21 protein-coding genes are annotated in these 24074 nt (G+C 68.9%); 12 read left to right on the top strand and 9 right to left on the bottom strand.

Annotated features, from left to right (window positions below; all coding sequences use genetic code 11):
• Positions 1-10 precede the first annotated feature (10 nt).
• Positions 11-1318, bottom strand: coding sequence for an efflux RND transporter periplasmic adaptor subunit (locus Q0Z44_RS01190; RefSeq protein ID WP_298008989.1), 1308 nt, complete (start codon positions 1316-1318; stop codon positions 11-13).
• Positions 1319-1405: 87 nt separating this feature from the next.
• Here Q0Z44_RS01190 and Q0Z44_RS01185 point away from each other — a divergent pair, with 87 nt between their 5' ends.
• Positions 1406-2875 (top strand): NAD(P)/FAD-dependent oxidoreductase, encoded by a 1470-nt coding sequence (locus Q0Z44_RS01185; protein ID WP_298008986.1) that lies wholly within the window; start codon positions 1406-1408, stop codon positions 2873-2875.
• 10 nt (positions 2876-2885) lie between these two features.
• Here the strand turns inward: Q0Z44_RS01185 and Q0Z44_RS01180 are convergent, their stop codons facing one another.
• A complete protein-coding gene (locus Q0Z44_RS01180; protein ID WP_298008983.1) occupies positions 2886-3791 on the bottom strand; it encodes a hypothetical protein in 906 nt (301 codons plus the stop codon).
• 57 nt (positions 3792-3848) lie between these two features.
• Between Q0Z44_RS01180 and Q0Z44_RS01175 the strand changes: the two genes are divergently transcribed.
• Both Q0Z44_RS01175 and Q0Z44_RS01170 read left to right on the top strand, forming a co-directional pair.
• Positions 3849-4511 (top strand): prolyl oligopeptidase family serine peptidase, encoded by a 663-nt coding sequence (locus Q0Z44_RS01175; protein ID WP_298008980.1) that lies wholly within the window; start codon positions 3849-3851, stop codon positions 4509-4511.
• Between the two features lie 54 nt (positions 4512-4565).
• The gene (locus Q0Z44_RS01170) at positions 4566-5477 is read left to right on the top strand and encodes a LysR family transcriptional regulator (RefSeq protein ID WP_298008978.1); all 912 of its coding nucleotides are present in this window, start codon (positions 4566-4568) and stop codon (positions 5475-5477) included.
• An 11-nt stretch (positions 5478-5488) separates the two neighbouring features.
• Here the strand turns inward: Q0Z44_RS01170 and Q0Z44_RS01165 are convergent, their stop codons facing one another.
• Positions 5489-6400: a LysR family transcriptional regulator gene (locus tag Q0Z44_RS01165; protein WP_294635635.1), complete on the bottom strand. Its 912-nt coding sequence runs from the start codon at positions 6398-6400 to the stop codon at positions 5489-5491.
• A 91-nt stretch (positions 6401-6491) separates the two neighbouring features.
• Between Q0Z44_RS01165 and Q0Z44_RS01160 the strand changes: the two genes are divergently transcribed.
• Genes Q0Z44_RS01160 through Q0Z44_RS01140 form a run of 5 tightly spaced genes read left to right on the top strand, consistent with a single transcriptional unit; the run spans position 6492 to position 13462 of the window.
• Positions 6492-8612, top strand: coding sequence for a 3-hydroxyacyl-CoA dehydrogenase NAD-binding domain-containing protein (locus Q0Z44_RS01160; protein ID WP_294635636.1), 2121 nt, complete (start codon positions 6492-6494; stop codon positions 8610-8612).
• A gap of 27 nt (positions 8613-8639) precedes the next feature.
• Entirely contained in the window at positions 8640-9836 is a 1197-nt protein-coding gene (locus tag Q0Z44_RS01155) for an acetyl-CoA C-acyltransferase (RefSeq protein WP_294635637.1), read from the top strand.
• Between the two features lie 24 nt (positions 9837-9860).
• On the top strand, positions 9861-11060 hold the full coding sequence (locus Q0Z44_RS01150; protein WP_298008973.1) for an acyl-CoA dehydrogenase family protein: 1200 nt from the start codon (positions 9861-9863) through the stop codon (positions 11058-11060).
• A 14-nt stretch (positions 11061-11074) separates the two neighbouring features.
• Positions 11075-12232: an acyl-CoA dehydrogenase family protein gene (locus tag Q0Z44_RS01145; protein ID WP_298008969.1), complete on the top strand. Its 1158-nt coding sequence runs from the start codon at positions 11075-11077 to the stop codon at positions 12230-12232.
• Between the two features lie 36 nt (positions 12233-12268).
• Positions 12269-13462, top strand: a complete 1194-nt coding sequence (locus Q0Z44_RS01140) for an acyl-CoA dehydrogenase (protein ID WP_298008966.1) — start codon at positions 12269-12271, stop codon at positions 13460-13462.
• Between the two features lie 15 nt (positions 13463-13477).
• Here Q0Z44_RS01140 and Q0Z44_RS01135 read toward each other — a convergent pair whose 3' ends face one another.
• Positions 13478-14128, bottom strand: a complete 651-nt coding sequence (locus Q0Z44_RS01135; protein ID WP_298008964.1) for a TetR/AcrR family transcriptional regulator — start codon at positions 14126-14128, stop codon at positions 13478-13480.
• Positions 14129-14196: 68 nt separating this feature from the next.
• Here Q0Z44_RS01135 and Q0Z44_RS01130 point away from each other — a divergent pair, with 68 nt between their 5' ends.
• The 3 genes from Q0Z44_RS01130 (at position 14197) to Q0Z44_RS01120 (ending at position 19955) form a co-directional block, all read left to right on the top strand.
• Positions 14197-15840, top strand: coding sequence for an acyl-CoA dehydrogenase family protein (locus Q0Z44_RS01130; protein WP_298008961.1), 1644 nt, complete (start codon positions 14197-14199; stop codon positions 15838-15840).
• A gap of 207 nt (positions 15841-16047) precedes the next feature.
• Complete coding sequence (locus tag Q0Z44_RS01125; RefSeq protein WP_298008958.1) at positions 16048-16722, top strand: MYXO-CTERM sorting domain-containing protein; 675 nt, start codon at positions 16048-16050, stop codon at positions 16720-16722.
• 107 nt (positions 16723-16829) lie between these two features.
• Complete coding sequence (locus Q0Z44_RS01120) at positions 16830-19955, top strand: PAS domain-containing protein (protein WP_298008955.1); 3126 nt, start codon at positions 16830-16832, stop codon at positions 19953-19955.
• A 30-nt stretch (positions 19956-19985) separates the two neighbouring features.
• Here Q0Z44_RS01120 and dbpA read toward each other — a convergent pair whose 3' ends face one another.
• From dbpA to Q0Z44_RS01100, 4 genes are all read right to left on the bottom strand, one after another.
• Positions 19986-21437: an ATP-dependent RNA helicase DbpA gene (gene dbpA / locus Q0Z44_RS01115; protein ID WP_298008952.1), complete on the bottom strand. Its 1452-nt coding sequence runs from the start codon at positions 21435-21437 to the stop codon at positions 19986-19988.
• Positions 21438-21483: 46 nt separating this feature from the next.
• Positions 21484-22362, bottom strand: coding sequence for a transglutaminase family protein (locus Q0Z44_RS01110; RefSeq protein WP_298008949.1), 879 nt, complete (start codon positions 22360-22362; stop codon positions 21484-21486).
• Between the two features lie 90 nt (positions 22363-22452).
• Entirely contained in the window at positions 22453-22734 is a 282-nt protein-coding gene (locus Q0Z44_RS01105) for a DUF427 domain-containing protein (protein WP_298008946.1), read from the bottom strand.
• 82 nt (positions 22735-22816) lie between these two features.
• Positions 22817-23077, bottom strand: a complete 261-nt coding sequence (locus Q0Z44_RS01100; RefSeq protein ID WP_298008943.1) for a hypothetical protein — start codon at positions 23075-23077, stop codon at positions 22817-22819.
• On the opposite strand from Q0Z44_RS01100, the gene Q0Z44_RS01095 reads away from it, so the two are divergent.
• Complete coding sequence (locus tag Q0Z44_RS01095; RefSeq protein ID WP_298008939.1) at positions 23076-23834, top strand: TerC family protein; 759 nt, start codon at positions 23076-23078, stop codon at positions 23832-23834. The genes Q0Z44_RS01100 and Q0Z44_RS01095 overlap by 2 nt on opposite strands.
• A 26-nt stretch (positions 23835-23860) precedes the next feature.
• Here Q0Z44_RS01095 and Q0Z44_RS01090 read toward each other — a convergent pair whose 3' ends face one another.
• Positions 23861-24049, bottom strand: coding sequence for a hypothetical protein (locus Q0Z44_RS01090; protein WP_298008936.1), 189 nt, complete (start codon positions 24047-24049; stop codon positions 23861-23863).
• Positions 24050-24074: the final 25 nt, after the last annotated feature.

Genomic DNA, 24074 nt, shown 5'->3' with positions numbered 1-24074 from the left:
CGTGCCGACCTCAGCGGGCAACGGACGAGGACAGGGCCTGCGCCGCCCCTTGCCCGCTGGAGCCGCCCGCGGCGCGCCCGGCAGATGGCACAGGCACCGGGCGTGCGCGTACCCGCTGGCCGGGCTCGACATTCGGGTCGAGCAGCACCAGATCGCCGTCCTTCAGCCCGCTGCGCACCTCGACAGCATCGAGCGTGCGCAGCCCCAGAACGACCTCGCGCGCAACCGCCCTGCCGTCTTTGGCCACCAGCACCGTGGCTCGCTCACCCGATGAGCTTGCGGCCGTGTCGCGCAAGGCCTTGAGCGGCACCGCGCGGGCCCCCTGGCGGGCCCCCGTGCGCACCTCGATCGACAGCGTCATGTCTTCGCGCAGGAAGGCTGGCAAGGCGCCCTGCACCGCAAAGGTCACCTCCACCGCCCCGCTCTGGGCGTCCACCGACGGGGCCAGGCGCACCAGGCGGGCGTCGAACGGCGCCTCAGGATAGGCATCGGCGCGGACGCGCGCGACCTGGCCGCCCTGCAGCTGGCCCAGGAAACGCTCGTCGACGGGCGCCACCAATTCGGTCGGGCCCTGCACGGACAGCGTCAGCAGCCCCTTGCCGGCCTGCACGATCTGGCCGGGCTCGACGTTGCGCAGCAGCACGCGCCCAGCCGCCGGTGCACGCACCACCAGCTGCGCCAGACGGGCCTCTGCGGCGGCGAGCGCCGCCTGGGCCGTGGCCACCTGCGCCACCGCCGCACCGCGCTCGGCGCCACTGCGCTGGTTGGCCTGGACCTGCGCGCGGGCCGCATCACGCTGGGCCCGCGCCACATCGGCCGCCCGCCGTGCCTCGTCCAGCCGGGACTGGCTGTAGAACTGCTGGGCCACGAGCTCCTGCGTGCGGGTCAGCTCACGCTCGGCCGCACGCAGCGTGGCTTCGGCCTGCCCGAGGGCCGCCTCGGCGCTGCTCAGTGCCAGCGTGGCCTGGCTTTCACGTCGGGCCTCGGCCTGGGCCAGGCTGGCGCGGGCCTGCTCGGCGGCCGCACGCGCCTCATCGGTCTCCAACTCGATCAGCGGCTGGCCAGCCACCACAGCATCACCCTCGTCGACGGTCACCCTCGCCACGCGGCCCGTCACCGTCACGCCCACCTCCACGCGGGCCGGTGTCTTCACGCGGCCGGTGAACTGCAGTGTGCGCACCAGCGCCCGGGCCTCGACCGGCACGGCATCGACCACCGGCGGCTTGAGCCGCATCCAGGCCAGCACGCCAACGGCCACGCACGCCAGAGCGACCCACACGACACGACGGCGCCACACCGGGCGCGAGGCAACAGACATCAATGCAACTCCGATCACGGCCGAGACCGCCGCCAGTGTGCCGCATCCGCACGACAATCCGCATCCCTGTCACCACGCTCCTTCTGCATGCACCACGAGCACCTTGATGTGCTGATCGTCGGCGCCGGCCTCTCCGGCATCGGCGCCGCCGCCCTCCTCCAGCGTGAACTGCCCGGCCTGCGCCTGGCCGTGCTCGAAGCCCGCGATGCGCCGGGCGGCACCTGGGACCTCTTCCGCTATCCCGGCATGCGTTCGGATTCGGACATGCACACACTGGGCCACCGCTTCCGACCCTGGCAGGGTGCGCACCGCACGGCCTCTGGCGAGGCGATCCGGCGCTACCTGGACGACACGATTGCCGAACACGACCTCGGCCGCCTGATCCGGCTGCAGCACCGCGTGGTGGGCGCCCGCTGGGACGACACCACCGCGCTGTGGCACGTGGATGTGGAGATCGGCCCCGAGCGCACGTGCCGCACGCTGCAGGCCCGCTTTCTGTACGCCTGCAGCGGCTACTACCGGATGGACCAGGGCCACACACCGACCTGGCCCGGACAGGCCGATTACACCGGCCGCATCGTGCACCCGCAGCATTGGCCGCAGGACCTGGCGGTGGCCGGGCAGCGGGTGGTGGTGATCGGCTCGGGCGCCACGGCCGTGACGCTGGTGCCCGCTCTCGCTGCCCAAGGGGCCCAGGTGACGATGCTGCAGCGCTCGCCGACCTACGTCGAGGTGCGCGCGGGGGAGAGCGCGCTGGCCCGGCACCTCACGCGGCGGCTGCCCGCCCCGCTGGCAGGCCGGCTCATCCGCCTGGCGCGCGCGGCCCGCCAGGTGCTGGTGCATCGCCTGTCGCGCCGCTGGCCCGAGGCCGTGCGGCGCCACCTGCTGCGCGGTGTGGCCCGGGCGCTTGGCCCCCGTCAGGATCTGCTGGTGCACTTCACACCGCACTACCGGCCGTGGGATCAGCGGGTGTGCCTGGCCCCCGACGGCGACCTGTTCACCGCCCTGCGCGAAGGCCGTGCCGAGGTCGTGACCGACACGGTGGACCGCTTCACGCCCGACGGCGTGACGCTGGCTTCGGGCCGGCACCTACCCGCCGACATCATCGTGACGGCCACCGGACTGGACTTGCTGGCCCTGGGTGGCATGACGCTGAGCGTCAATGGTTCGCCCGTGGTGTTGCGCCGCACCTTCAGCCACCGCGGCATGATGCTGGCCGGCGTGCCGAACTTCGCCTATGCCTTCGGCTACACGCACGCCTCATGGACGCTGCGCGCCGAGCTGGCCACCGAACAGGTGGTGCGCGTGCTGCGCCACTTGCGTGGCACCGGCCTGCGGCAATGCACGCCCCGCGCACCGAACGACCTGCGCACCGACCGGCGGCTGGACTTCCAGCCGGGCTACGTGCTGCGCAACCTGCACTGTTTTCCGAAGGCAGGCGACCAGGGCCCGTGGCGCACACCGGACAACGCGCTGCTCGACCGCTGGCGCCTGCGGCTGGCGGGCCTCGACGACGGCGCGCTGGTGTTCGGCAACCCGGCGCCCCGCACTGTCTGAGTCGCGGACGTCAGCCTTCCAGCGCCGTCACGCGGGCGGCCAGCATGGCGTTCTGGTTGCGCAGGGTGCGCACGGTCTCGACCAGGCGGGCGATGGTCTCCTCCGGGGTCTCGCCGGGGCGCGGGCCGTCGTCGGCCGCGTCGATGGCCTCCCACGGCGCGGCCTGCGACGCCGGCTGGCCCGCATCGCCTTCGAGCATCTCGCTGACCTCGGCGTGGCGGCCTTCACGGGCCTGGCGGCGCGCCTCGCGCACCTGCCGTGCGGCCTGCTGCAGCTCCTTGCGGCCGCCGGCCGCCGCGGCAACCTGCTCTTCCATCGGCAGCGTGGCCACCGTGGCGGCGGCATTGATCGAGATCGTGCCCTGCTTGACGGCCTCGACCAGCTCGGGCGCAGCGTGCTTCTGAATCTTCTCGATCTGGGCCACCGTGGTCGGGCTGATGCGGGCGGCCCGCGCCAGGGCCTCGCGGCTGGCCAGCGCTTCGGCAGCGGCACGCTCTTCTTCGGTCATCACCACAGGTGCAGCGCTGTCCGGCTGTGCGCCGCTCACATCACCCTGCGGTGCGGCATCGGCCGGCTGGGCCGCCGCTTCGGCACGGGCCTGCAGGATGGCCTTCTTGCGCAGGGCCAGCACACCGCGCTGGAAGTCGGACACGCTGCGCCGCCCCAGATGCTGGTCGATCATCCACAGGTGCACGTCCTCCATCGACTTGAACCGCGGGTTCTGCACCGTCTGGAACGGAATGCCGTGCTTGCTGCAGATGCCGTAGCGGTTGTGCCCATCGACCAGCACATTGCCCCACAGCACCAGTGCGTCGCGGCAGCCTTCGGCCAGGATGCTGCGCTCGAGCGCATCGTGCTCTTCAGGCGTCAGCGGGTCGATGTAGGCACGCAGTTCCTCTTTGACGATGATGTCCATCTGGGGCTTCTTTCGGTCTGTCCCACAAGGGGATCGGGGGGCGCTATTCTAGGCAGCATGCTCGAGACGCTTGAACTGAACCCCGCCGACGCCCCGCGCGCCACGCTCATCATCCTGCACGGCCTGGGCGCCGATGGCAGCGACTTTCTGCAACTGTGCCGCGCGCTCGACCTGTCGGCCGTGGGGCCGGTGCGGTACGTCATGCCGAATGCGCCGGTGCGGCCCGTCACCATCAACAATGGACACGTGATGCCAGCCTGGTACGACATCATCGCCACGCCGGGCGGCGGTCGCATTGAAGACGAGCCGGGGCTGCGTGCGTCACAGACGCAGATTGCGGCGCTGATCGACCGCGAGATGGCGCGAGGCGTGCCCGCCGAACGCATCGTGTTGATGGGCTTTTCGCAAGGTTGTGCGATGACCTTGTTGGCGGGGCTGCGTTACCCGGCGCGACTGGCTGGGCTGGCTGCGCTGTCGGGCTACCTGCCGCTGCCTGACACGACCGAGGCCGAGCGGCACGCGGCCAACCTGAGCACGCCCATCTTCCTGGCGCACGGCGATGACGACGACGTGGTGGTGCCGGCCCGCGGCGCGGCTGCGCGCGACCGGCTGCGTGCCTTGGGCCACACGGTCGACTGGCACACCTACCCCATGGGACACAGCCTGTGCATGGAGGAGGTCGAGGACCTGAATGCGTGGTTGCTGAAGACACTGGCCTGAGCATCCGGGCATGAATCCAGCGCATGAGAAGCGCGCCATGCGATCATCCGGCTCATGCTCGACCTGCGCCACCTCCGCTCGCTTGCCGCCATTGCCGACACCGGCAAGCTGACCACCGCCGCCGAGCGCGTGCACCTGACCCAATCGGCGCTGTCGCACCAGATCCGCGCGCTGGAAGACCACCACGGCCTGACACTGTTCGAGCGCACGCGTGAAGGCCTGCGCTTCACACCCGCGGGCGAGCGGCTGCTGGCCCTGGCGCGCACGGTGCTGAACGAGGTGGATGCCGCCGAGCGCGACCTGCAGCGCCTGAAAGGCCAGACCGGGGGCGAACTGCGCATTGCGCTCGAATGCCACACCTGCTTCGACTGGCTGATGCCGGTGATGCACACCTTCCGCCAACGCTGGCCCGAGGTCGAGGTCGATCTGGTGGCGGGCTTTCACGCCGACCCGCTGGCCCTGCTCAAGGAGGGCAAGGCCGACCTGGTGATTGGCTCGAAGCCGCGTGCGATGCGGCCGTGGTCGGTGCAGCCGCTGTTCCGCTTCGAGATCCTGGCCGTGGTGGCCAACGACCATCCCCTGCGCCACAAGCGCAGCCTGAGCGCGCGCGATTTCGCCGACGAGACGCTGATCACCTACCCGGTGCCGGAGCAGCGCATCGATCTGATCCGCGAGGTGCTGCAGCCCGCTGGCGTGGCCCCCGCGCGGCGCACGGCCGAGCTCACCGTGGCCATCGTGCAGCTCGTGGCCAGCCGCCGCGGCGTGGCCGCCCTGCCCAGCTGGGGGCTGCAGAGCTACCTCCAGCACGACTATGTGCAGGCCGTGCGCATCGGCCCCAAAGGCCTGTGGAGCGAGCTGCACGCGGTGTGCCCGAAGGCGCTGGCCAATCGGCCTTACATGCAGGACATGGCGCAGATCATCCGCACTGAATGTGCGCAGCTGCCGGGCATCGAGTGGCTGGCGTAAACCACGGCCAGTCAGGCCGGCTCGGTGTCGTCCTGAGCCTGCCGCGCTCGGCCCAGCATGAACTCGATGAACGTGGCCGCCGCCCGCGTGTGATGGCGGTTGGGCATGTAGAGCATCTGCATGCGCATGCCGAAGATGCGCAGCTTCCAGTCGTCGAGCACGGTGATCACATGGCCGCGCGTCACCTCGTCGTGCACGACGTAATCGGGCACGATGCCCACGCCCAGACCGGCCACGATGGCCTCACGCAGGAAGAGGAAGTTCTCTGACGTGAGCGTGGGCCGCAGCGGCACCTCGTGGCGCTCGCCATGCAGCGTGGCGGCCAGACGCAGCTCGCGCCCCACCACCGCCGACGTGATCACGGGGGCCTCGGCCAGGTCCGTGAGCGCATGCGGCACGCCGTGGGCCTCGGCATAGGCTGGCGTCATGCAGGCCACATAACGCACCGGCCCCATGTCGCGGGCCACCAGGTTCTCGGGCGGGTCGCTGATCACGCGCACGGCAATGTCGACCTCGTCGCGCAGCAGGTCGACCACGCGGTTCTCGAACACCACATCGAGCACGACGCCCGGGTGGGCACGCTTGAAGTCGATCAGCCACGGTGACATCACCAGCTGCCCATAGCCGCTGGGCACACTGAGGCGCACGCGCCCTTGCAGATGCTGGCTCAGCGCGGCCACCGAATCCCGCGCGGCCGTCAGTTCGTCGCGGATGGCGCGGCCATGCTCGTACAGGCGCAGGCCGATCTCGGTGGGCTCGATGCGGCGGGTGGTGCGGCGCACCAGCTGCTGCCCCACCGACCGCTCGAACTGGTTGAGGTGGTAGCTGACGTTGGCCCGGCTCATCTTCAGCCGCCGGGCGGCCTCGCTGAGGTTGCCGGCATCGAGGATCTCGACCAGCAGGGTGAGGGCTTGCAGATCCATCGCAGCACGGGTCGATTGTCAAAAAGTGCTTGACAGTCTGTCAATGCCACCCCGGATTGTCAAGAACAGAGCCGGTGCCAAGAATGAGGCCATGCCCGCCCATACCGACTCCCTCCCGGCCGTTCGCGTCCAACGCGACGGCGCCATCGCCCTGGTCACCCTGCACAACCCGCCGGTGAACGCGCTGAGCACCGCGGTGCGCCAGGGCCTGCAGCAGGCCTTTGCCGAACTGAGCCACGACGCCGACGTGCACGCCATCGTGATCGCGGGCTCGGGCGCCAACTTCATCGCCGGCGCCGACATCCGCGAGTTCGGCCAGCCGCCCCAGGCGCCTTCGCTGCCCGAGGTCTGCAACCAGATCGAAGCCAGCGACAAGCTGGTGATCGCGGCCATCCATGGCGCCGCGCTCGGTGGCGGCCTGGAGATCGCGCTGTCAGCCCATTACCGCGTGGCCGTCGACACCGCCAAGGTGGGGCTGCCCGAAGTCGCCCTGGGGCTGCTTCCCGGCGCGGGCGGCACCCAACGCGCGCCCCGCCTGATCGGCGCCGCCGCCGCGCTCGACCTGATGCTCAGCGGCCGCCACGCGAGCGCCAAGGAAGCGCTGCGCCTGGGCCTGATCGACCACATTGCGACCAGCAACGACATCGCCGCTGAAGGCGTGGCCTACGCCCGCAGCCTGCTGGCCGACGGCGCCCCGATCCGCCGCACCGGTGAACAGACTGCGGCGCTGGCCGACCGGGCTGCGCAACAGGCCGCGATCGACGCGGCCCGCGCCGAGGTGGCGAAGAAGAAGGGCCTGTTCTCGCCGAGCAAGATCGTCGACTGCGTGCAGGCCGCGCTGGACCAGCCCTTTGCCGACGGCCTGGCCACCGAGCGCGACCTGTTCACGCAGTGCCTGCACAGTCCGCAGCGCGCCGGCCTGGTCCACCTGTTCTTTGCCGAGCGTGAAGTCACCAAGTCGCCCGAGACCCAGTCGGCCAAGCCCCGCCCCTTCGAGAAGGTTGGCGTGATCGGCGGCGGCACCATGGGCGCCGGCATCGCCGTGTCCCTGCTGGATGCGGGCCTGAACGTGACGATGATCGAGCGCGATGACGCGGCCCTGGCCCTCGGCCAGTCGCGCGTGGCCAAGGTGTACGACGGGGCCATGGCCAAGGGCCGCCTGACCGAAGAGGGCAAGGCCGCCATCCTGACGCGCTTCCAGGGCTCGACGCACTACGACGCGCTCGCCGATGCCGACCTGGTGATCGAAGCGGTGTTCGAAGACATGGCCGTGAAGAAGGCGGTGTTTGCCGAGCTGGATCGCGTCTGCCGACCCGGTGCCGTGCTGGCCACCAACACGTCCTACCTGGACATCAACGAGATCGCAGGCAGCATCTCGCGCCCGCAGGATGTCCTCGGCCTGCACTTCTTCTCGCCGGCCAATATCATGAAGCTGCTGGAGATCGTGGTGCCCGCCAAGGTGAGCGCCGACGTGGTCGCCACCGGCTTTGCGCTGGCCAAGAAGCTCAAGAAGGTGCCGGTGCGCGCCGGCGTGTGCGACGGCTTCATCGGCAACCGCATCCTGGCCGTGTACCGCACGGCGGCCGACCACATGATGGAAGACGGGGCCTCGCCGTTCGAGATCGACGCCATGGTGCGCGCCTTCGGCTACCCCATGGGCCCGTACGAGATGAGCGACCTGGCCGGGGGCGACATCGGCTGGGCCACGCGCAAGCGCCGTGCCGCAACCCGCGACCCGAAGGCCCGCTACGTGCACATTGCCGACCGGCTGTGCGAGCGCGGCTGGTTCGGCCAGAAGACCGGCCAGGGCTGGTATGTGTACGAAGCCGGCAGCCGCAGCGGCAAGCCCAATCCGGCCGTCGAGCCCCTCATCGCCGAAGAGCGCGCCAAGGCCGGCGTGACGCCGCGCCCCTTCACCCGCGAAGAGCTGGAGCGCCGCTATGTGGCCGCCATGGTCAACGAAGGCGCCCGGGTGGTCGAAGAGGGCATTGCCTTGCGGCCGCTCGACGTCGATGTCACGCTGGTGCACGGCTACGGCTTCCCCCGCCACAAGGGGGGCCCGATGAAGTACGCCGACCTCGTCGGCCTGCCGCAGATCCTGGCCGACATCCAGTCGTTTGCCAAAGAAGACCCGCTGTTCTGGCAACCGGCCCCGCTGCTGGTCAGGCTGGTGCAGGAAGGCAAGAACTTCGACAGCCTCAACCACGGCTGACCCGACCTCATTTCAGGAGACAACCCCATGCGTGAAGCCGTCATCGTGTCCACCGCACGGACCCCGCTCACCAAGTCGCACCGCGGCGAGTTCAACATCGTGCCCGGCCCCACCCTCGCGTCGTTCGCCGTCCGGGCGGCCGTCGACCGCGCCGGCATCGAATCCGACCTGATCGAGGATGCCATCCTCGGCTGCGGCTACCCCGAAGGCCGCACCGGCCGCAACATCGGCCGCCAGGCCGTGCTCCGCGCGGGCCTGCCGCTGTCGATCGCCGGCACCACGGTCAACCGCTTCTGTGCATCGGGCCTGCAGGCCGTGGCCATGGCCGCCAGCCGCATCATCGTGGACGGTGCCCCGGCCATGATCGCCGGCGGCATCGAGAGCATCTCGGGCATCCGCACCCGTGAAGACGGCGACAGCGGCATCGACCCATGGATCCAGGCGCACAAGCCGGCGCTCTACATGACGATGATCGAGACCGCCGACATCGTGGCGCAGCGATATGGCATCAGCCGGGAGGCCCAGGACCGCTTCTCGGTGGAGAGCCAGCGCAAGACGGCCGAAGCCCAGGCAGCCGGTCGGTATGCCGACGAGATCATCCCGGTGACCACGACGATGGCCGTGGTCGACAAGGACACCAAGGCCGTGTCGCACCGCGACGTGACGGTGGACCACGACACCTGCAACCGCCCAGGCACCACCTACGAATCGCTCGCGAAGCTGGAGCCGGTGCGGGGCGCCGAACAGTTCATCACCGCGGGCAACGCCTCGCAGTTGAGCGACGGCGCCTCGGCCTGCGTGCTGATGGACAGCCGGGAGGCCGAGCGCCACGGCCTGCAGCCGCTGGGTGCCTTCCGCGGCATGGCCGTGGCCGGCTGCGAGCCCGATGAAATGGGCATCGGCCCGGTGTTTGCCGTGCCCAAGCTGCTGGCGCGCCACGGCCTCACGGTCGACGACATCGACCTGTGGGAGCTCAACGAGGCGTTTGCATCGCAGTCGGTGTACTGCCAGCAGCGCCTGGGCATCCCCGACGAACGCCTGAACGTCAACGGCGGTGCCATCTCGATCGGCCACCCCTTTGGCATGACCGGTGCGCGGCTGGTGGGCCACGTGCTGCTGGAAGGCCGCCGCCGCAAGGCGCAGAACCCGAACGTGAAGTGGGCCGTGGTGACGATGTGCATCGCGGGTGGCATGGGCGCCGCCGGCCTCTTCGAAATCTTCTGAAGCCCCTCAACCGAGAACGACCCCATGGACCTGAACCTGACCCCCGAAGAGCAGGCCTTTCGCGCCGAGGTGCGCCGCTTCATCGCCGAGAAGGTGCCGGCCCGCCTCACGGACAAGGTGCGCCACGGCCAGCACCTGACCAAGGCCGATTACGAAGAATGGCACGCCATCCTCCATGCCCAGGGCTGGCTGGCCAACCACTGGCCCCAGGCATGGGGTGGCACCGGCTGGAATGCCGTCGAGAAGTTCATCTTCGAAAACGAATGCGCGCTGGCGTGGTGCCCCCGCACGGTGCCCTTCGGCGTGAACATGCTGGGCCCGGTGCTGATCAAGTACGGCAACGAAGCGCAGAAGCGGTACTGGCTGCCGCGCATCCTCAGCGGTGAGGACTGGTGGTGCCAGGGCTACTCCGAGCCCGGCGCCGGCTCCGACCTCGCCTCGGTCAAGACCAGCGCCGTGCGCCAGGGCGACCACTACATCGTCAACGGCCAGAAGACCTGGACCACGCTTGGCCACCACGCCAACATGATCTTCTGCCTGGTTCGCACCAACCGCGAAGCCAAGCAGCAGGAGGGCATCAGCTTCCTGCTGATCGACATGACCAGCCCGGGCATCGAAGTGCGCCCCATCATCACGCTGGACGGCGAGCACGAGGTCAACGAGGTCTTCTTCACCGACGTGAAGGTGCCGGTCGAGAACCTGGTCGGCGAAGAGAACAAGGGCTGGACCTGCGCCAAGTACCTCCTGACCTACGAGCGCACCAACATTGCGGGCGTGGGCTTCTCGGTGGCCGCGCTGGCACGCCTGAAGGTGATTGCGCAGAAGGTGATGAAGAACGGCCGCCCGCTGGCCCAGGACCCGCTGTTCGCAGCCCGCCTGGCCAAGGTCGAGATCGACCTGGAGAACATGAAGACCACCAACCTGCGCGTGATCGCCGCGGTGGCCGGCGGGGGTGCGCCTGGCGCGGAAAGCTCGATGCTGAAGATCAAGGGCACCGAGATCCGCCAGGAGATCAATGCCCTGACGCGCCGCGCCATGGGCCCGTATGCCCTGCCTTTCCTGCCCGAGGCGCTGGAGGGCGGTGCCGAGGACGATGCCCGCGTCGGCCCGCGCGATGCCGCCTACGCCGCGGCGCAGTACTTCAACAACCGCAAGCTGTCGATCTTTGGCGGCTCCAACGAAATCCAGAAGAACATCATCTCCAAGATGATCCTGGGCCTGTGAGCTCGGAGGCGCACATGAACTTCATCCACACCGAAGACCGCCGCATGCTGGCCGACCTGCTGGACCGCTATGTGGCCGAGCAGTACCCGATCGACACCCGCCACGCCATCACCGCCTCGCCCACGGGCTACAGCGCCAGCCACTGGGCGCAGTTCGCCGAGCTGGGCGCCATTGGCGCGTTGTTCTCTGAAGCGGATGGCGGCTTTGGCGGCACCGGCTTCGACCTGGCGGTCGTGTTCGAGTCGCTCGGGCGCGGCCTGGTGGTCGAGCCCTTTCTGGCGAGCGCCGTGCTGGCCGGCAGCGCCCTGGCCCACGCCGGCAACGCCGCCCAGCGCGAGCAACTGGCCAGTCTGATCGACGGCAGCCTGGTCGCCACGCTGGCCCATGAAGAGGCCGACGCTTATTACGCACCGAACCATGTCTCGACCACCGCCACCCGCGATGCCGAAGGCTATGTCCTGAACGGTGCCAAGGCGGTGGTTCCGTTCGCCGACCAGGCTCACACGCTGATCCTGTCGGCCCGCACCGCCGGCAACGTGGCCGACGCGGACGGCATCTCGCTGTTCATCGTGCCGTCGCAGACCCCCGGTCTCACGCTGCGCGCCTACACCAACATCGACGGCACCCGCGCGGCTGAAGTGACGCTGAGCCAGGTTCGCCTGCCGGCCACCGCGCTGCTGGGCGCAGAAGGCCAGGGCCTGGCCACGCTGGAGCACGCCATCGGCCGCGGCATCGTGGCCCTGTGCGCCGAGAGCCTGGGCGCGATGGAAGTGGCCAAGCGCCAGACCATCGACTACCTGCAGACCCGCAAGCAGTTCGGCAAGCCCATCGGCAGCTTCCAGGCGCTGCAGCACCGCATGGCCACCGTGCTGCTGGAGATCGAGCAGGCCCGATCGGCCGTGATCAACGCCGCGGCGGCGCTGGACAACCCCGACCGCACCGAGCGTGAACGCGCACTGTCGGCCGCCAAGTACAGCATCGGCCGCATCGGCACCCTGGTGGCCGAAGAGGCGATCCAGTTGCACGGCGGCATCGGCATGACCTGGGAACTGCCCTTGCCGCACTACGCCAAGCGCCTCATCATGATCGACCACCAGCTGGGCGACGAGGACCACCACCTGGCGCGCTTCATCGCGTTGGGCCAGCAGGCCGACGCCACACTGGCCGCCTGAAGCGGGCACGTCCCAGCATCACCACCGGATCACGACATGAGCCAGAACAAAGCCACCTTCAACTGGGCCGACCCGCTGCTGCTGGACGACCAGCTGACCGACGAGGAACGCATGGTGCGCGACGCCGCGCGCGCCTATGCGCAAGACAAGCTGCTGCCCCGCGTGCTCGAGGCCTTTCGGCACGAGCGCACCGACCCGGCCATCTTCCGCGAGATGGGCGAATTGGGCCTGCTCGGCCCCACCATCCCGGCCGAGTACGGCGGCGCCGGCCTGAACTACGTGAGCTACGGCCTGATCGCGCGCGAGGTGGAGCGCGTGGACAGCGGCTACCGATCAATGATGAGCGTGCAGTCCTCGCTGGTCATGGTGCCCATCCACGCTTTCGGCAACGAAGCCACCAAGCGCAAGTACCTGCCCAGGCTCGCCACGGGCGAATTCATCGGCTGCTTCGGCCTGACCGAGCCTAACCACGGCTCCGACCCGGCCAGCATGCTGACGCGCGCCACCCGGGTGGACGGCGGCTACACGCTGCGCGGCAGCAAGATGTGGATCAGCAATTCGCCGATTGCCGACGTGTTCGTGGTGTGGGCGCAGTGTGAAGAGAACGGCAAAGACCAGATCCGCGGCTTCGTGCTGGAGAAAGGCTGGAAGGGCCTGAGCGCGCCGGCCATCCACGGCAAGGTGGGGCTGCGTGCCAGCATCACCGGTGAGATCGTGATGGACGACGTCTTCGTGCCGGAAGAAAACGCCTTCCCCGAGGTGCGTGGCCTCAAGGGCCCCTTCACCTGCCTGAACAGCGCACGCTACGGGATCTCGTGGGGCGCGATGGGCGCGGCCGAAGACTGCTGGTTCCGCGCACGCCAGTATGTGCTCGACCGCAAACAGTTCGGCAAGCCACTGGCGGCCAACCAGCTGATCCAGAAGAAGCTGGCCGACATGCAGACCGAGATCGCGCTGGGCCTGCAGGGCAGCCTGCGCCTGGGCCGCCTCAAGGACGAAGGCAAGGCCGCGGTCGAGATCACCTCGATCATGAAGCGCAACAACTGCGGCAAGGCGCTCGACATCGCCCGGCTGGCGCGCGACATGATGGGCGGCAACGGCATCAGCGACGAGTTCGGTGTGGCACGGCACCTCGTCAACCTCGAGGTGGTCAACACCTACGAAGGCACGCACGACATCCACGCGCTGATCCTGGGCCGCGCCCAGACGGGCATCCAGGCCTTCTTCTGATCGGCCTCGTGGCGGTCAGCCCCCGCGCAGGTATGCGCTGACCGCCGCCTTCACCTCATCCCGCAAGGCTTCGCCATCCACCGCTGGCCCTTGGGTGATGAGGCTCTGCGTCATCCAGCCATAGACGATGGCGTGGATCATCCGCGCCTTGAGCGGCTGCAGCGCCACCGGCATGGCGTCGCTGGCCGACGCCAGCGCCTGCTGCCACAGCGACACGAACTGCTCGTAGTGCTTGCTGTAGGCCGTGCGGCTCGACACCTGGCGCTCCAGCACGAACAGCTCGGCCCACCGCGGGATGTCACTCAGGATGCGATCGACCTGATCATCGATCAGGGCAGCCGCCAGCACCTGCGTCGGCACGCCACGGTGCCGCTCGGCACACGCCGCCATCGCGATGGCGAGCTGCTTGACGTGCATGTGGATCGTCAGGGCCGCCAGCGCGTCCTTGTTGGCAACGTAGTCGTAAAACGTGCCGATGCCGACACCGGCCACCGCCGCGATCTCGCGGATCGTCGCTTTCGCGTAGCCCTTGTCCATCAAAACCCGAACAAAGGCCTCCTGCAGCGCCTCGGAGCTCAGGTGCGCGCGCTGCTGGCGCGGCTTGCGGCGCGTGGGGCCCGAAAGCCGAACACCTGACTCGGTCGCCTTTCCTAGAATTTTTGCCATGACAACAAGCCCGATCGGTGGGATGCGCGGTGTGCAGGCCCCGATCATGAAGCAAGCCGGAGACAAGCATGGATTGGCGCACACACGAAGTCAGCAACCAGTTCGACGAGTGGACGGACTACAACCTGCTCACCACCGACCGCCCCATGCTGGACGCGCTGGAGCGTGCCGGCGCGCAGGCCTTTACCGCCGACCTGACGCAGTACGCCGCACGGCTCGGCCAGGCCGACACCTTCGCACTGGGTGACGAGGCCAACCGCCACACGCCCGAGCTCAAGGCCTTCGATGCGCGCGGCCGCCGCATCAACCAGGTCACCTTCCACCCCAGCTGGCACGCGCTGATGGCGATGTACCGCGAGCAGGGCCTCATCGCCCTGCCCTTCGCCAGCGGGGCCCGAGGCCGCTGGACGGCCTGGGCGGCGGGCTTCTACCTGCACACCCAGGTGGAAGCGGGCACCCTGTGCCCCGCCACGATGACCCAGGCCGCCATCCCGCTGCTGGCGCGCGAGCCCCTGTTGCGCGACACCTGCCTGCCCTTGCTGATGAGCACCGCCTACGACCCGCGCGACCTGCCGCTGGCGCAGAAGCAATCCATCTGGATCGGCATGGGCATGACCGAAAAGCAGGGCGGCTCCGACGTGCGGGCCAACACCACGCAGGCCACGCCCATCGGCACGTCCGACCGCGAGTTCACGCTGCGCGGCCACAAGTGGTTCTTCTCGGCGCCGATGTGCGATGCCCACCTGGTGGTCGCCAAGACCCCGGACGGCAGCCCCTCGTGCTTCTTCGTGCCGCGCTGGCGCCCCGATGGCACGCGCAACGCGGTCGAGGTGCAGCGCCTGAAAAGCAAGGTGGGCAACCGCAGCAACTCGAGCAGCGAGGTCGAGTTCAAGGACGCGTACGGCGTGCTGATGGGCGAGCCGGGCCGCGGCATCCCCACCATCATCGAAATGGCCACGTACACGCGGCTGAACTGCGTGGTGGGCAGCGCGGGCATGGTGCGCCAGGGCCTCGTGCAGAGCCTGGCCTACACACGCCGGCGCCGTGCCTTCGGCCGCCTGCTGGCCGACCAGCCGCTGATGCAATCGGTGCTGACCGACCTGGCGCTGGAGAATGAGGCCAACGTCGTGCTGATGACGCGCCTGGCCCAGGCCTACGAGCGTGACGACACGCCGCTCGACAAGGCCTGGAAGCGGATCATGACGCCGGCCGCCAAGTTCTGGGTCTGCAAGCGCGCCGTCGAGGTCACCGGCGAAACCATGGAGGTGTTCGGCGGCAACGGCTACGTCGAGGACGGCCAGATGGGCCGCCTGTTCCGCGAGGCGCCGGTCAACTCGATCTGGGAAGGCTCGGGCAACGTGATGTGCCTGGATGTGCTGCGCGCGATCGCCAAGGACCCCGCCTCGGCGCAGGCCCTGCTCGACGACCTGCTGCAGATGGCGCACGACGACCGGGCGCTGGTTCAGGAGCTGCGCGCGCTGCAGGCCCTGCTGCAGACCGATCCCGCACAGCTCGAGGCCCTCGGCCGCGTTCTGACCCAGCGCCTGGCCGTCGCCGCGCAGGCCTGCCTGCTGCGGCAGCACGCGCCCGGCTTCGTGGCGGATGCCTTCATCGCCACGCGGCTGGGCGAGCGCTGGGGCAGCGTGGTCGGCAGCATCGACACGCGGGGCCTGGCTGTGCGCGAACTGCTGGAGCGCGCGCTGCCTGCGTGAAAACGCCCTGCAAGAAGGGCACCGGGGGCGTGTCAGCAGCACGTCATGCGCGAAGCCACCCGACCGCTCTGGCAGTAGGGATCATTTCTGGGGATGGGTGACCACCGGCCCACACTCGAGAATGGCTTCCACCACGCACAAACCTCCGGGACGACCATGAAACCGCTGCTCGCCACCCTCACCCTCTGCCTGTCCACGCTCCCTGCCATGGCCACCACGACCCTGGCCCGCTGGGACTTCAACAGCGACGACGGACTCGTCAACACGGGCTCGCTCACGCCGTCCGAAGGTGCCGGCACGCTGTCGCTGACGGGAGGCACGAGCAGCCTGTTCACTTCCGGCTCTCCAATCGACCCGGCCGGCTTCCCGCTCGACAGCGGCTGGTCCGTCGGCGGCTATCCGGCACAAGGCACGTTGTCGGGCACGGCCGGGTTCGAGGGGCGCGTCTCCTCGGTCGGATACCAGCAGCTGACGCTGTCGTTCGATTACAAGACGCAGCCGAGCGGCAACAAATGGTTTCTGACGCAGGCCACCGCCGATGACGGCATCTCGTGGACCGACGTGGCCACCTTCGGCGTGGCCGCGGCCGACCAGTGGTTCTCGGCCAGTTTCGACGTGTCTGCCGCATTGCCGGCCGTGGCAAACCAGCCCGGCTTCGGCTTCCGCGTGGTCGCGGTCTTCGAGCCCGGCACCCTGGCGTACGAGGCCGCAGAGGCCGGCTACAACGGCGACTTCGGGCTGGTGATCGACCGGCTGACCGTGCAGGCCACGCCAGTGCCGGAAAGCCAGGCCGCCTGGATGGCCCTTGCGGGGCTGGGCCTGGTCGGGGGCCTGCGCCGGCGCCGGTATGCAGCTCCCGCGCCGGCACCGACCTGCGCTTGACCTTGCCCGTGGTCGCCTTTGGAGGAGAATCGCGATATCGCCCACCCAACCGGCATCGAGTCAAGGACCTTTCCTGGACGCGACCTGTGGCACACGGACATCGCGACATGGAAATCCATGACATACCGGGCTCGGTCACGCCGGACTTCACTGGTCAGCCGCCAGACTTGTCTGCGCTCTCGCTGGCCGTCTTCGAATCCTCCTCGGATGTCATCTACGCGAAGGACCGTGCGGGGCGCATGCTGTACGCCAATCCCGCGGCGCTGGCCCTGATCGGGAAACCAGGCAGGCAGGTGGTCGGGCGGACCGACCGCGAGTTTCTGGGAGATGCCGCGGCCGCCGAGCTCGTCATGGCGAACGACCGGCGCATCATGCTGTCCGGTGTGGCCGAAGAGGTCGAGGAAACGGTGCCGCTCCCCGATGGGACCGTCCGGATATGGGCCTCCCGCAAGGTGCCGTATCGAGACAGCCAGGGCAAGGTGGTCGGCCTGCTCGGCATCTCGCGGGACATCACGGCACGCAAGCAGCTGGAGGCCGAATTGCGCGCCTCCCGCGACCGCCTCAGCGAGGTCCTCAACAGCATCACCGACGGCCTGGCCGCCATCGACACGGACTGGCGCTGCACCTACCTGAACGCCGCCGGCGCCGACCTCCTCGGCGTCGCGCCAGATAGCTTGGTAGGGCAGGTCGTCTGGGACCTCTACCCCGAGGCCGAAGCGCTGAACTTCGGGCCCGCATATCGACGCGCCATGCAGACCCAGCAGGCCGAGCACTTCGAGGCCTTCTATCCCGCCCCGTTGAACAAGTGGCTGGAGTGCCATGCCTATCCCTCACCGAACGGCGTGTCGGTGTTCTTCCGCGACGTGACCCATCGGCACCGCGACCAGCAGGCCCTGGAGCGAAGCGAAGAGCGCTTCCGCCGGATGTTTGCGCGCAACCCGATCGGGGTCGTCACGGGCGATTCGTCCGGTCAGCTGCTGGACGCCAACGAGGCCTTCCTCCGCATCATCGGGCGCACGTCGGACGAGCTGCAGGCGGGCCGCATCCGCTGGGACGAACTCACGCCGCCCGAGCACCTGCCCCAGGACGCCAAGGCGATCGAAGAGGTCCGCGCGCAAGGCGTCTCATCGGTGTACGAGAAGGAGTACCTGCGGCCGGACGGCACCCGCGTGCCCGTCATGCTGGCGTGCACGCAGTTCGGCGGGGACACGGAAGAGCTGTTGGCGTTCGTGATCGACATCTCGGAGCGCAAGCAGGCCGAGGAGCGACTCCGCCAGCGCGAAGCCGAGGCCCTGTCGGCAGCCCGGCGCCTGGCCCTGCAGCAAAAGCAGATGGCAGCGGTGATGGCGGCCGCGCCCGTGGGCATCTACCTGGCCGACCGGGACGGTGCACTGCTGTTGAGCAGCGCCGAGAACAACCACCTCTGGGGCGAGCACCCGATGTCCCGCAGCGTGGCGGAGTACCGCGCGTGGAAGGGCTGGTGGGCCGACGGCAGCGAGCGCCACGGCCAGCCCGTGCAGCCGCACGAGTGGGCCCTGGCCCGCGCGCTTCAGGGTGAGCACGTCATGCACGATCTGGTCGAGATCGAGGCCTTCGGCTCCTCACAGCGCAAGACCGTTCTGCTGCGGGCGCGGCCCATCCACGACGAGGACGGCCGCATCGTCAACGCCGTCGTCACCCAGATCGACATCACGCCGCAGGTCGAAGCCGAGCGGGCCCTGCGCGACAGCGAGGCCCGCTTCCGCGCCCTGGCCGACAACCTGCCCCAACTCGCGTGGATGGCCGACCGCCACGGCGAGGTGTACTGGTACAACAACCGCTGGCTGGACTACACCGGCGCGACAGCAGAGACGCTGCGCAACGGGGCCTGGCGGCAGCTGCATCACCCCGACCACGTCGAGCGCGTGGCCGACAAGCTGCAACGGCATTTCGAGAACGGCGAAGTCTGGGAAGACACCTTCCCTTTGCGCGCTCGCAGCGGCGAGTACCGGTGGTTCCTCTCCCGCGCCGTGCCCATCCGGGATGACGAGGGGCAGGTCGTGCGCTGGTTCGGCACCAACACCGACGTGACCGAGCAGCGCGCGGCGCAGGAATCGCTGCGGGACATGGACCGCCGCAAGGACGAGTTCCTCGCCATGCTGGCCCACGAGCTGCGCAACCCGCTCGCGCCCATCACCTCGTCGGCCTCGCTGCTGCCCCTGGTGGCCGACGACGCCGACCGGGTGCGCAAGCTGGCCGAGGTGATCGGCCGTCAGGCGGGCCACATGCGCGAACTGATCGACGACCTTCTGGACGTGTCGCGCGTGACCCGCGGCCTGGTCGTGCTCGAGTGCGAACGCGTGGACCTGCGCCGCGTGCTGACCGAGGCCATCGAGCAGACGCGCGTGCTGATGGAAGCGCGCCAGCACCGCCTCCATGTGTCCACGCCGCCGGAGCTGCCCGTCGTGATGGGCGACGGCAAGCGCCTGGTGCAGGTCTTTGCCAACATCCTGTCGAACGCTGCGAAGTACACGCCCGTGGGCGGCGAGGTGACGGTCACGGTCGCGTGCACCGCGCAACACGTCGAGGTCGCCGTGCAGGACAACGGCCAGGGCATGTCACCGGCGTTGCTGGCCCACGCCTTCGATCTGTTCGCCCAGGGCGAACGCACGCCCGACCGCAGCCAGGGCGGACTCGGGCTGGGCCTGGCCCTCGTCAAGCGGCTGATCGAGCTGCACCACGGCCAGGTCATCGCCAGCAGCGCCGGGGTCGGCCTGGGCAGCGAGTTCAGGATCACCCTGCCGCGGGTTCCAGGAAGCGCGGACAGCATGGACCCGACGGGCGCGATGGCGCACGAAGCGGAGGCGGCCACCCGCATCCTCATCGTCGACGACAACCAGGATGCCGCCTCGGTGCTGGCCATGCTGCTGCAGGCCATCGGCCACCAGGCGCACGTCGAAGACTCGGCCTTCAACGCGCTGAAAGCCGCCCGGGTCATGCAGCCCGGGGTCTGCCTGCTGGACATCGGCCTGCCCGACATGGACGGCCGGCAGCTGGCGGCCGAGCTTCGCCGCCTGCCCGGCATGGAAGCGGCCCAGATGGCAGCCGTCACCGGCTACGGCCAGCCCGCCGACATCGAGGCGGCGCACCAGGCGGGCTTTGCCCGCCACTTCGTCAAGCCGGTGGACATTCAGCAGTTGTCCGCGTGGCTGGCGGAGGTACAGGCCGGCGCACGGAAGGACGCGCCAGCATGAGCCGCGGCACGCTGGCCGCCCGGCCGTCGATTACAGCGCCCGCACCTTCACCGACTTGCCCTTGACCTTGCCGCCCTGCAGGCCCTTCAAGGCCTTGTCGGCAATGGCCCGGTCCACGGCCACATAGGTCGAGAACTCGTTGACGTTGATCTTGCCGATCTGTGCGCCATCGAAGCCGAGGTCCTTGGTGAGCGCGCCCAGCACGTCGCCCGGGCGGATCTTTTCCTTGCGCCCGCCGAGGATCTGCAGGGTCACGCGCGGCGGGCGCAGTGGCCCACGCTCGGTCGAGGGCGTCAGCTCGCTCAACGGGTGCCATTCGCTGGCACGGCCCTGCATCTCGTCGATGCGGCCCACGCGGCCCATCTCGTCCATGCTGGCCAGGCTGAAGGCCCAGCCCGATTCGCCGGCGCGGCCGGTGCGGCCCACGCGGTGGGTGTGCACCTCGGGGTCGGGCGTGATGTCGACGTTGATGACCGCTTCCAGCTGGGCGATGTCGAGCCCGCGCGCGGCCACGTCGGTCGCCACCAGCACGCTGCAGCTGCCGTTGGCGAAGCGCACCAGCACCTGATCGCGCTCACGCTGATCGAGGTCGCCATGCAGTTCGAGTGCGACGATGCCCTGCGCCTGCAGCACGTCCACCAGGTCGCGGCACTGCTGCTTGGTGTTGCAGAACGCGATGGTGCTGGCCGGGCGGAAATGATCGAGCAGCAGGCCCACAGCGTGCAGGCGCTCCGAATCCTTGACCTCGTAGAAGCGCTGGCGGATGCGCGACGTGTCATGGCGCTCGGCCAGCTTCACCTCCTGCGGATCACGCATGAAGCGGCGCGCCAGCTTGTCCACGCCCTCGGGGTAGGTGGCCGAGAACAGCAGCGTCTGGCGCTGCTTCGGGGCATGCGCCACCACCTGCGCGATGTCCTCGGCAAAGCCCATGTCCAGCATGCGATCGGCCTCGTCCAGCACCAGCGTCTTCAGGGCATCGAGGTTCAGCGTTTCGCGTGCCAGGTGATCCAGCACGCGGCCGGGCGTGCCCACCACGATGTGGGCGCCGTGCTCCAGACTGGCCAGCTGCGGCCGGATGGGGCTGCCACCGCACAGCGTCACGACCTTGATGTTGTCTTCGGCCCGCGCCAGGCGGCGGATCTCGGTGGTGACCTGGTCGGCCAGCTCCCGCGTGGGGCACAGCACCAGCGCCTGCACGGCAAAGTGCCGCGGGTTGAGCGAAGTCAGCAGGGGCAGGCCGAAGGCCACGGTCTTGCCACTGCCGGTCTTGGCCTGCGCGATCAGGTCCTTGCCGGCCAGCGCCAGCGGCAGGCTGGCCGCCTGGATGGGCGTCATGGCCAGATAGCCCAGCGTCTGCAGGTTGGCCTGCATGGCCTCCGACAGGGGCAGTTGCTGGAAGGAGGGGCCGCTGACGGCGGCGGGCGTGGCCGGATGGGCCGACGCCGGGGTCGCCGGGTTGGCCGGCGAAGAAAAGGTGTTCATGCGCGATTATCCGGGATCGCGCGCCGTTCAGGGGGCCAGCGGCGATTCACCCCCAATGCGCCGGCGCGTCGGTCGAGATCGCCTCGGTGCGGTGCCGCGGCATCTCGCACAGTCCCTCGCCGTCGAGCAGGGCCCGCACATGGATCACCGGCGGCTGCGATTGCACCGAGCCGAAGATCGTGGCGAACGACACGTCGGCCGCATCGCGCCCGGTGCCGAATCGCACGAAACCCATCGGAATGGCCGTGCCAGACGGGTCGAAGATGTACCAGCGCCCGCCGAGAAACACCTCGACATAGGCGTGGAAGTCGGTCGGCCCCAGCGCCGGGTCGGCCCCGAAGTCGATGCCAGTGGCAAAGCGCGCCGGGATGTTGAGGGCCCGGCACAGCGCGATCATCAGGTGGGCAAAATCACGGCACACCCCGCGGCCTTCGTTGAGCGTGTCCATCGCCGAGGTGGCGCTGGTGGTGGTGTTGCCCTCGAAGCGCACGTGCTGGCGCACCCAGTTCTGAATGGCTACCACACGGGCATGGCCCTGCGGCAGTTGCCCGAACTCGCGCATCACCCGGGCGCCCATCAGGTCGGACTGGCAGTAACGGCTGGGGTAGATGTAGCCCAGGGCCTCGGGCGGCAGGCTCGCCACCGGCGTCTCGGCAATCAGCTCGGGCGCGCACAGGTGGTGATGCAGGTCGACCACCGCGCTGTAGCTCACCTTCAGCGGGCCGGCGGCGGCCCCCAGCCGCAGGTAGCGGTTGTGGCTGACCGGGTCGGTGAAGATCTGCGGCAGCAGCGGCTGGCTGATGTCGAGCCGCTCACTGCGAATCACCTGGCAGCGGGTGTGTGCGCCATGGATGTTGAAGATGAAGTCGGCCCCCGGCGGGGTCACCTCGTATTGCAGGTCAACGGACAGTTCGATGCGGACCACGGGAATCTCCAGGGCCACACGGGATCGCGACCAGCTTTGTGAGTCCATTGTGAGGCCTGCGCGGCCCCCACCCGCTGCATCCCCCGGGCGTCAGTCGGAGATCTCGACGCCCGGCATGAAGGCCACGCGCCCCTTGATCTCCTGCGCGGCTTCGGTGGGCTCGGGGTAGAACCACACGGCGTCGGGCTTCATTTCGCCGTTCACGAACAGGCTCAACCACCGCGCCTGCCCCTTCCACACGCAGCTGCTGCGGTGGTTGCTGAAGGTCGCGAAGGCCTCGTTCAGGGCCTCGCGCGGGAAGTAGTGGTTGCCTTCGAGCGTGACGATGTCGTCGCTTTCGGCGATGACGACGCCGTTCCAGATTGCTTTCATGCGGGCCTTTGCGAGAGGGAACTGAGAAAAGACCGATGCTACGCCATGGGGCGTGCCCCCATGCCCCGCACGGCCCCACCGGTCAGCCCGGTGAAATGACCTCGTCAAAACCGCGGGCCAGCATGTCGGTCTTGTCGCGCTCGATTCTGTGCTTCATGATCTTCGTGCAGCATTGCCGGGGCTGATGGTCGGCTCCCGCGCCGCCGTTGCGCGCTCTGACAAACACATCGATTTTTCCGAAGTTTCTTCCGCAGAATATCGATTTCTCATTCATCCCGATGGCGGCTATTCTTTGCGGCTTTCGCGCAGGCATGTCGCCCTCGCTGCTCAAATAAGAACCCATGGACTTCCTGCTCGACCCCAATATCTGGATCGCCTTCGCCATGCTGACCGCACTGGAAATCGTGCTCGGCGTGGACAACATCATCTTCATCTCCATTCTGGTGGGTCGCCTGCCCGCAGACGTGCGTGACAAGGCCCGCCGGCTCGGCCTGGGCTTCGCGATGCTCTCCCGCCTGGCGCTGCTGTTCTCGCTGAGCTGGGTGATGGGCCTGAAGGAAGACCTGTTCCACGTGTTCAACCAGGGCATCAGCGGCCGTGACCTCGTGCTGCTGGGCGGTGGTCTGTTCCTGCTGTGGAAAGCCTCTCACGAGATCTTCGTGGAGGTCGAAGCCCGCGAAGAAGACGGCCCCCCGGCCGCCGACCCGGCCGTGCTGAAAGCCGCGGGCCAGCGTCTGTTCTGGGCCACCATCGGCCAGATCGCGATCATCGACATCGTGTTCTCGCTCGACTCGGTCATCACCGCCGTCGGCATGGTCGACCAGATCGGCGTGATGGTGGCGGCCGTGATCTGCGCCGTGGGCGTGATGCTGTTTGCGGCCAAGCCGATCGGCGAGTTCGTCGACCGTCACCCGTCGGTCAAGGTGCTGGCCCTGGCCTTCCTGGTGATGGTGGGCATGGCGCTGACGGCCGAGGCGTTCGAGGTGCACGTGCCCAAGGGCTACATCTACGCCGCGATGGCGTTCTCGCTGGCTGTCGAGGCCCTCAACATCCGGGCCCGCGCCAAGCGCCTGGCGCTCAAGCAGGTTGACGCGGCCTGACTTCCGCGCCTTGCGGGCGAGGGCGGCTAGTTCGGCAGCCCTTGCTCGCTGTCCACGTCCATCAGCAGGCTCGCCATTTCCAGCGCACGCCACAGATGGGCCGGCATGGTCATGATCCGCTCGGGCGTGCGGGCACCCCGCACCCAGCTGCGGATTTCGGTGTGCTGATCCGGTGTCAGCAGGTTCAGGGCCAGCATTTCGTCGAGCAGCATCATGACGGCCTCCTGTCGTGGGTTGCCT

This window comes from uncultured Aquabacterium sp., assembly GCF_947366995.1.
Classification (GTDB): domain Bacteria; phylum Pseudomonadota; class Gammaproteobacteria; order Burkholderiales; family Burkholderiaceae_C; genus Aquabacterium.
Note: the sequence above shows the minus strand (reverse complement) of the source record. Positions and strands in the feature narration are given on the sequence as shown.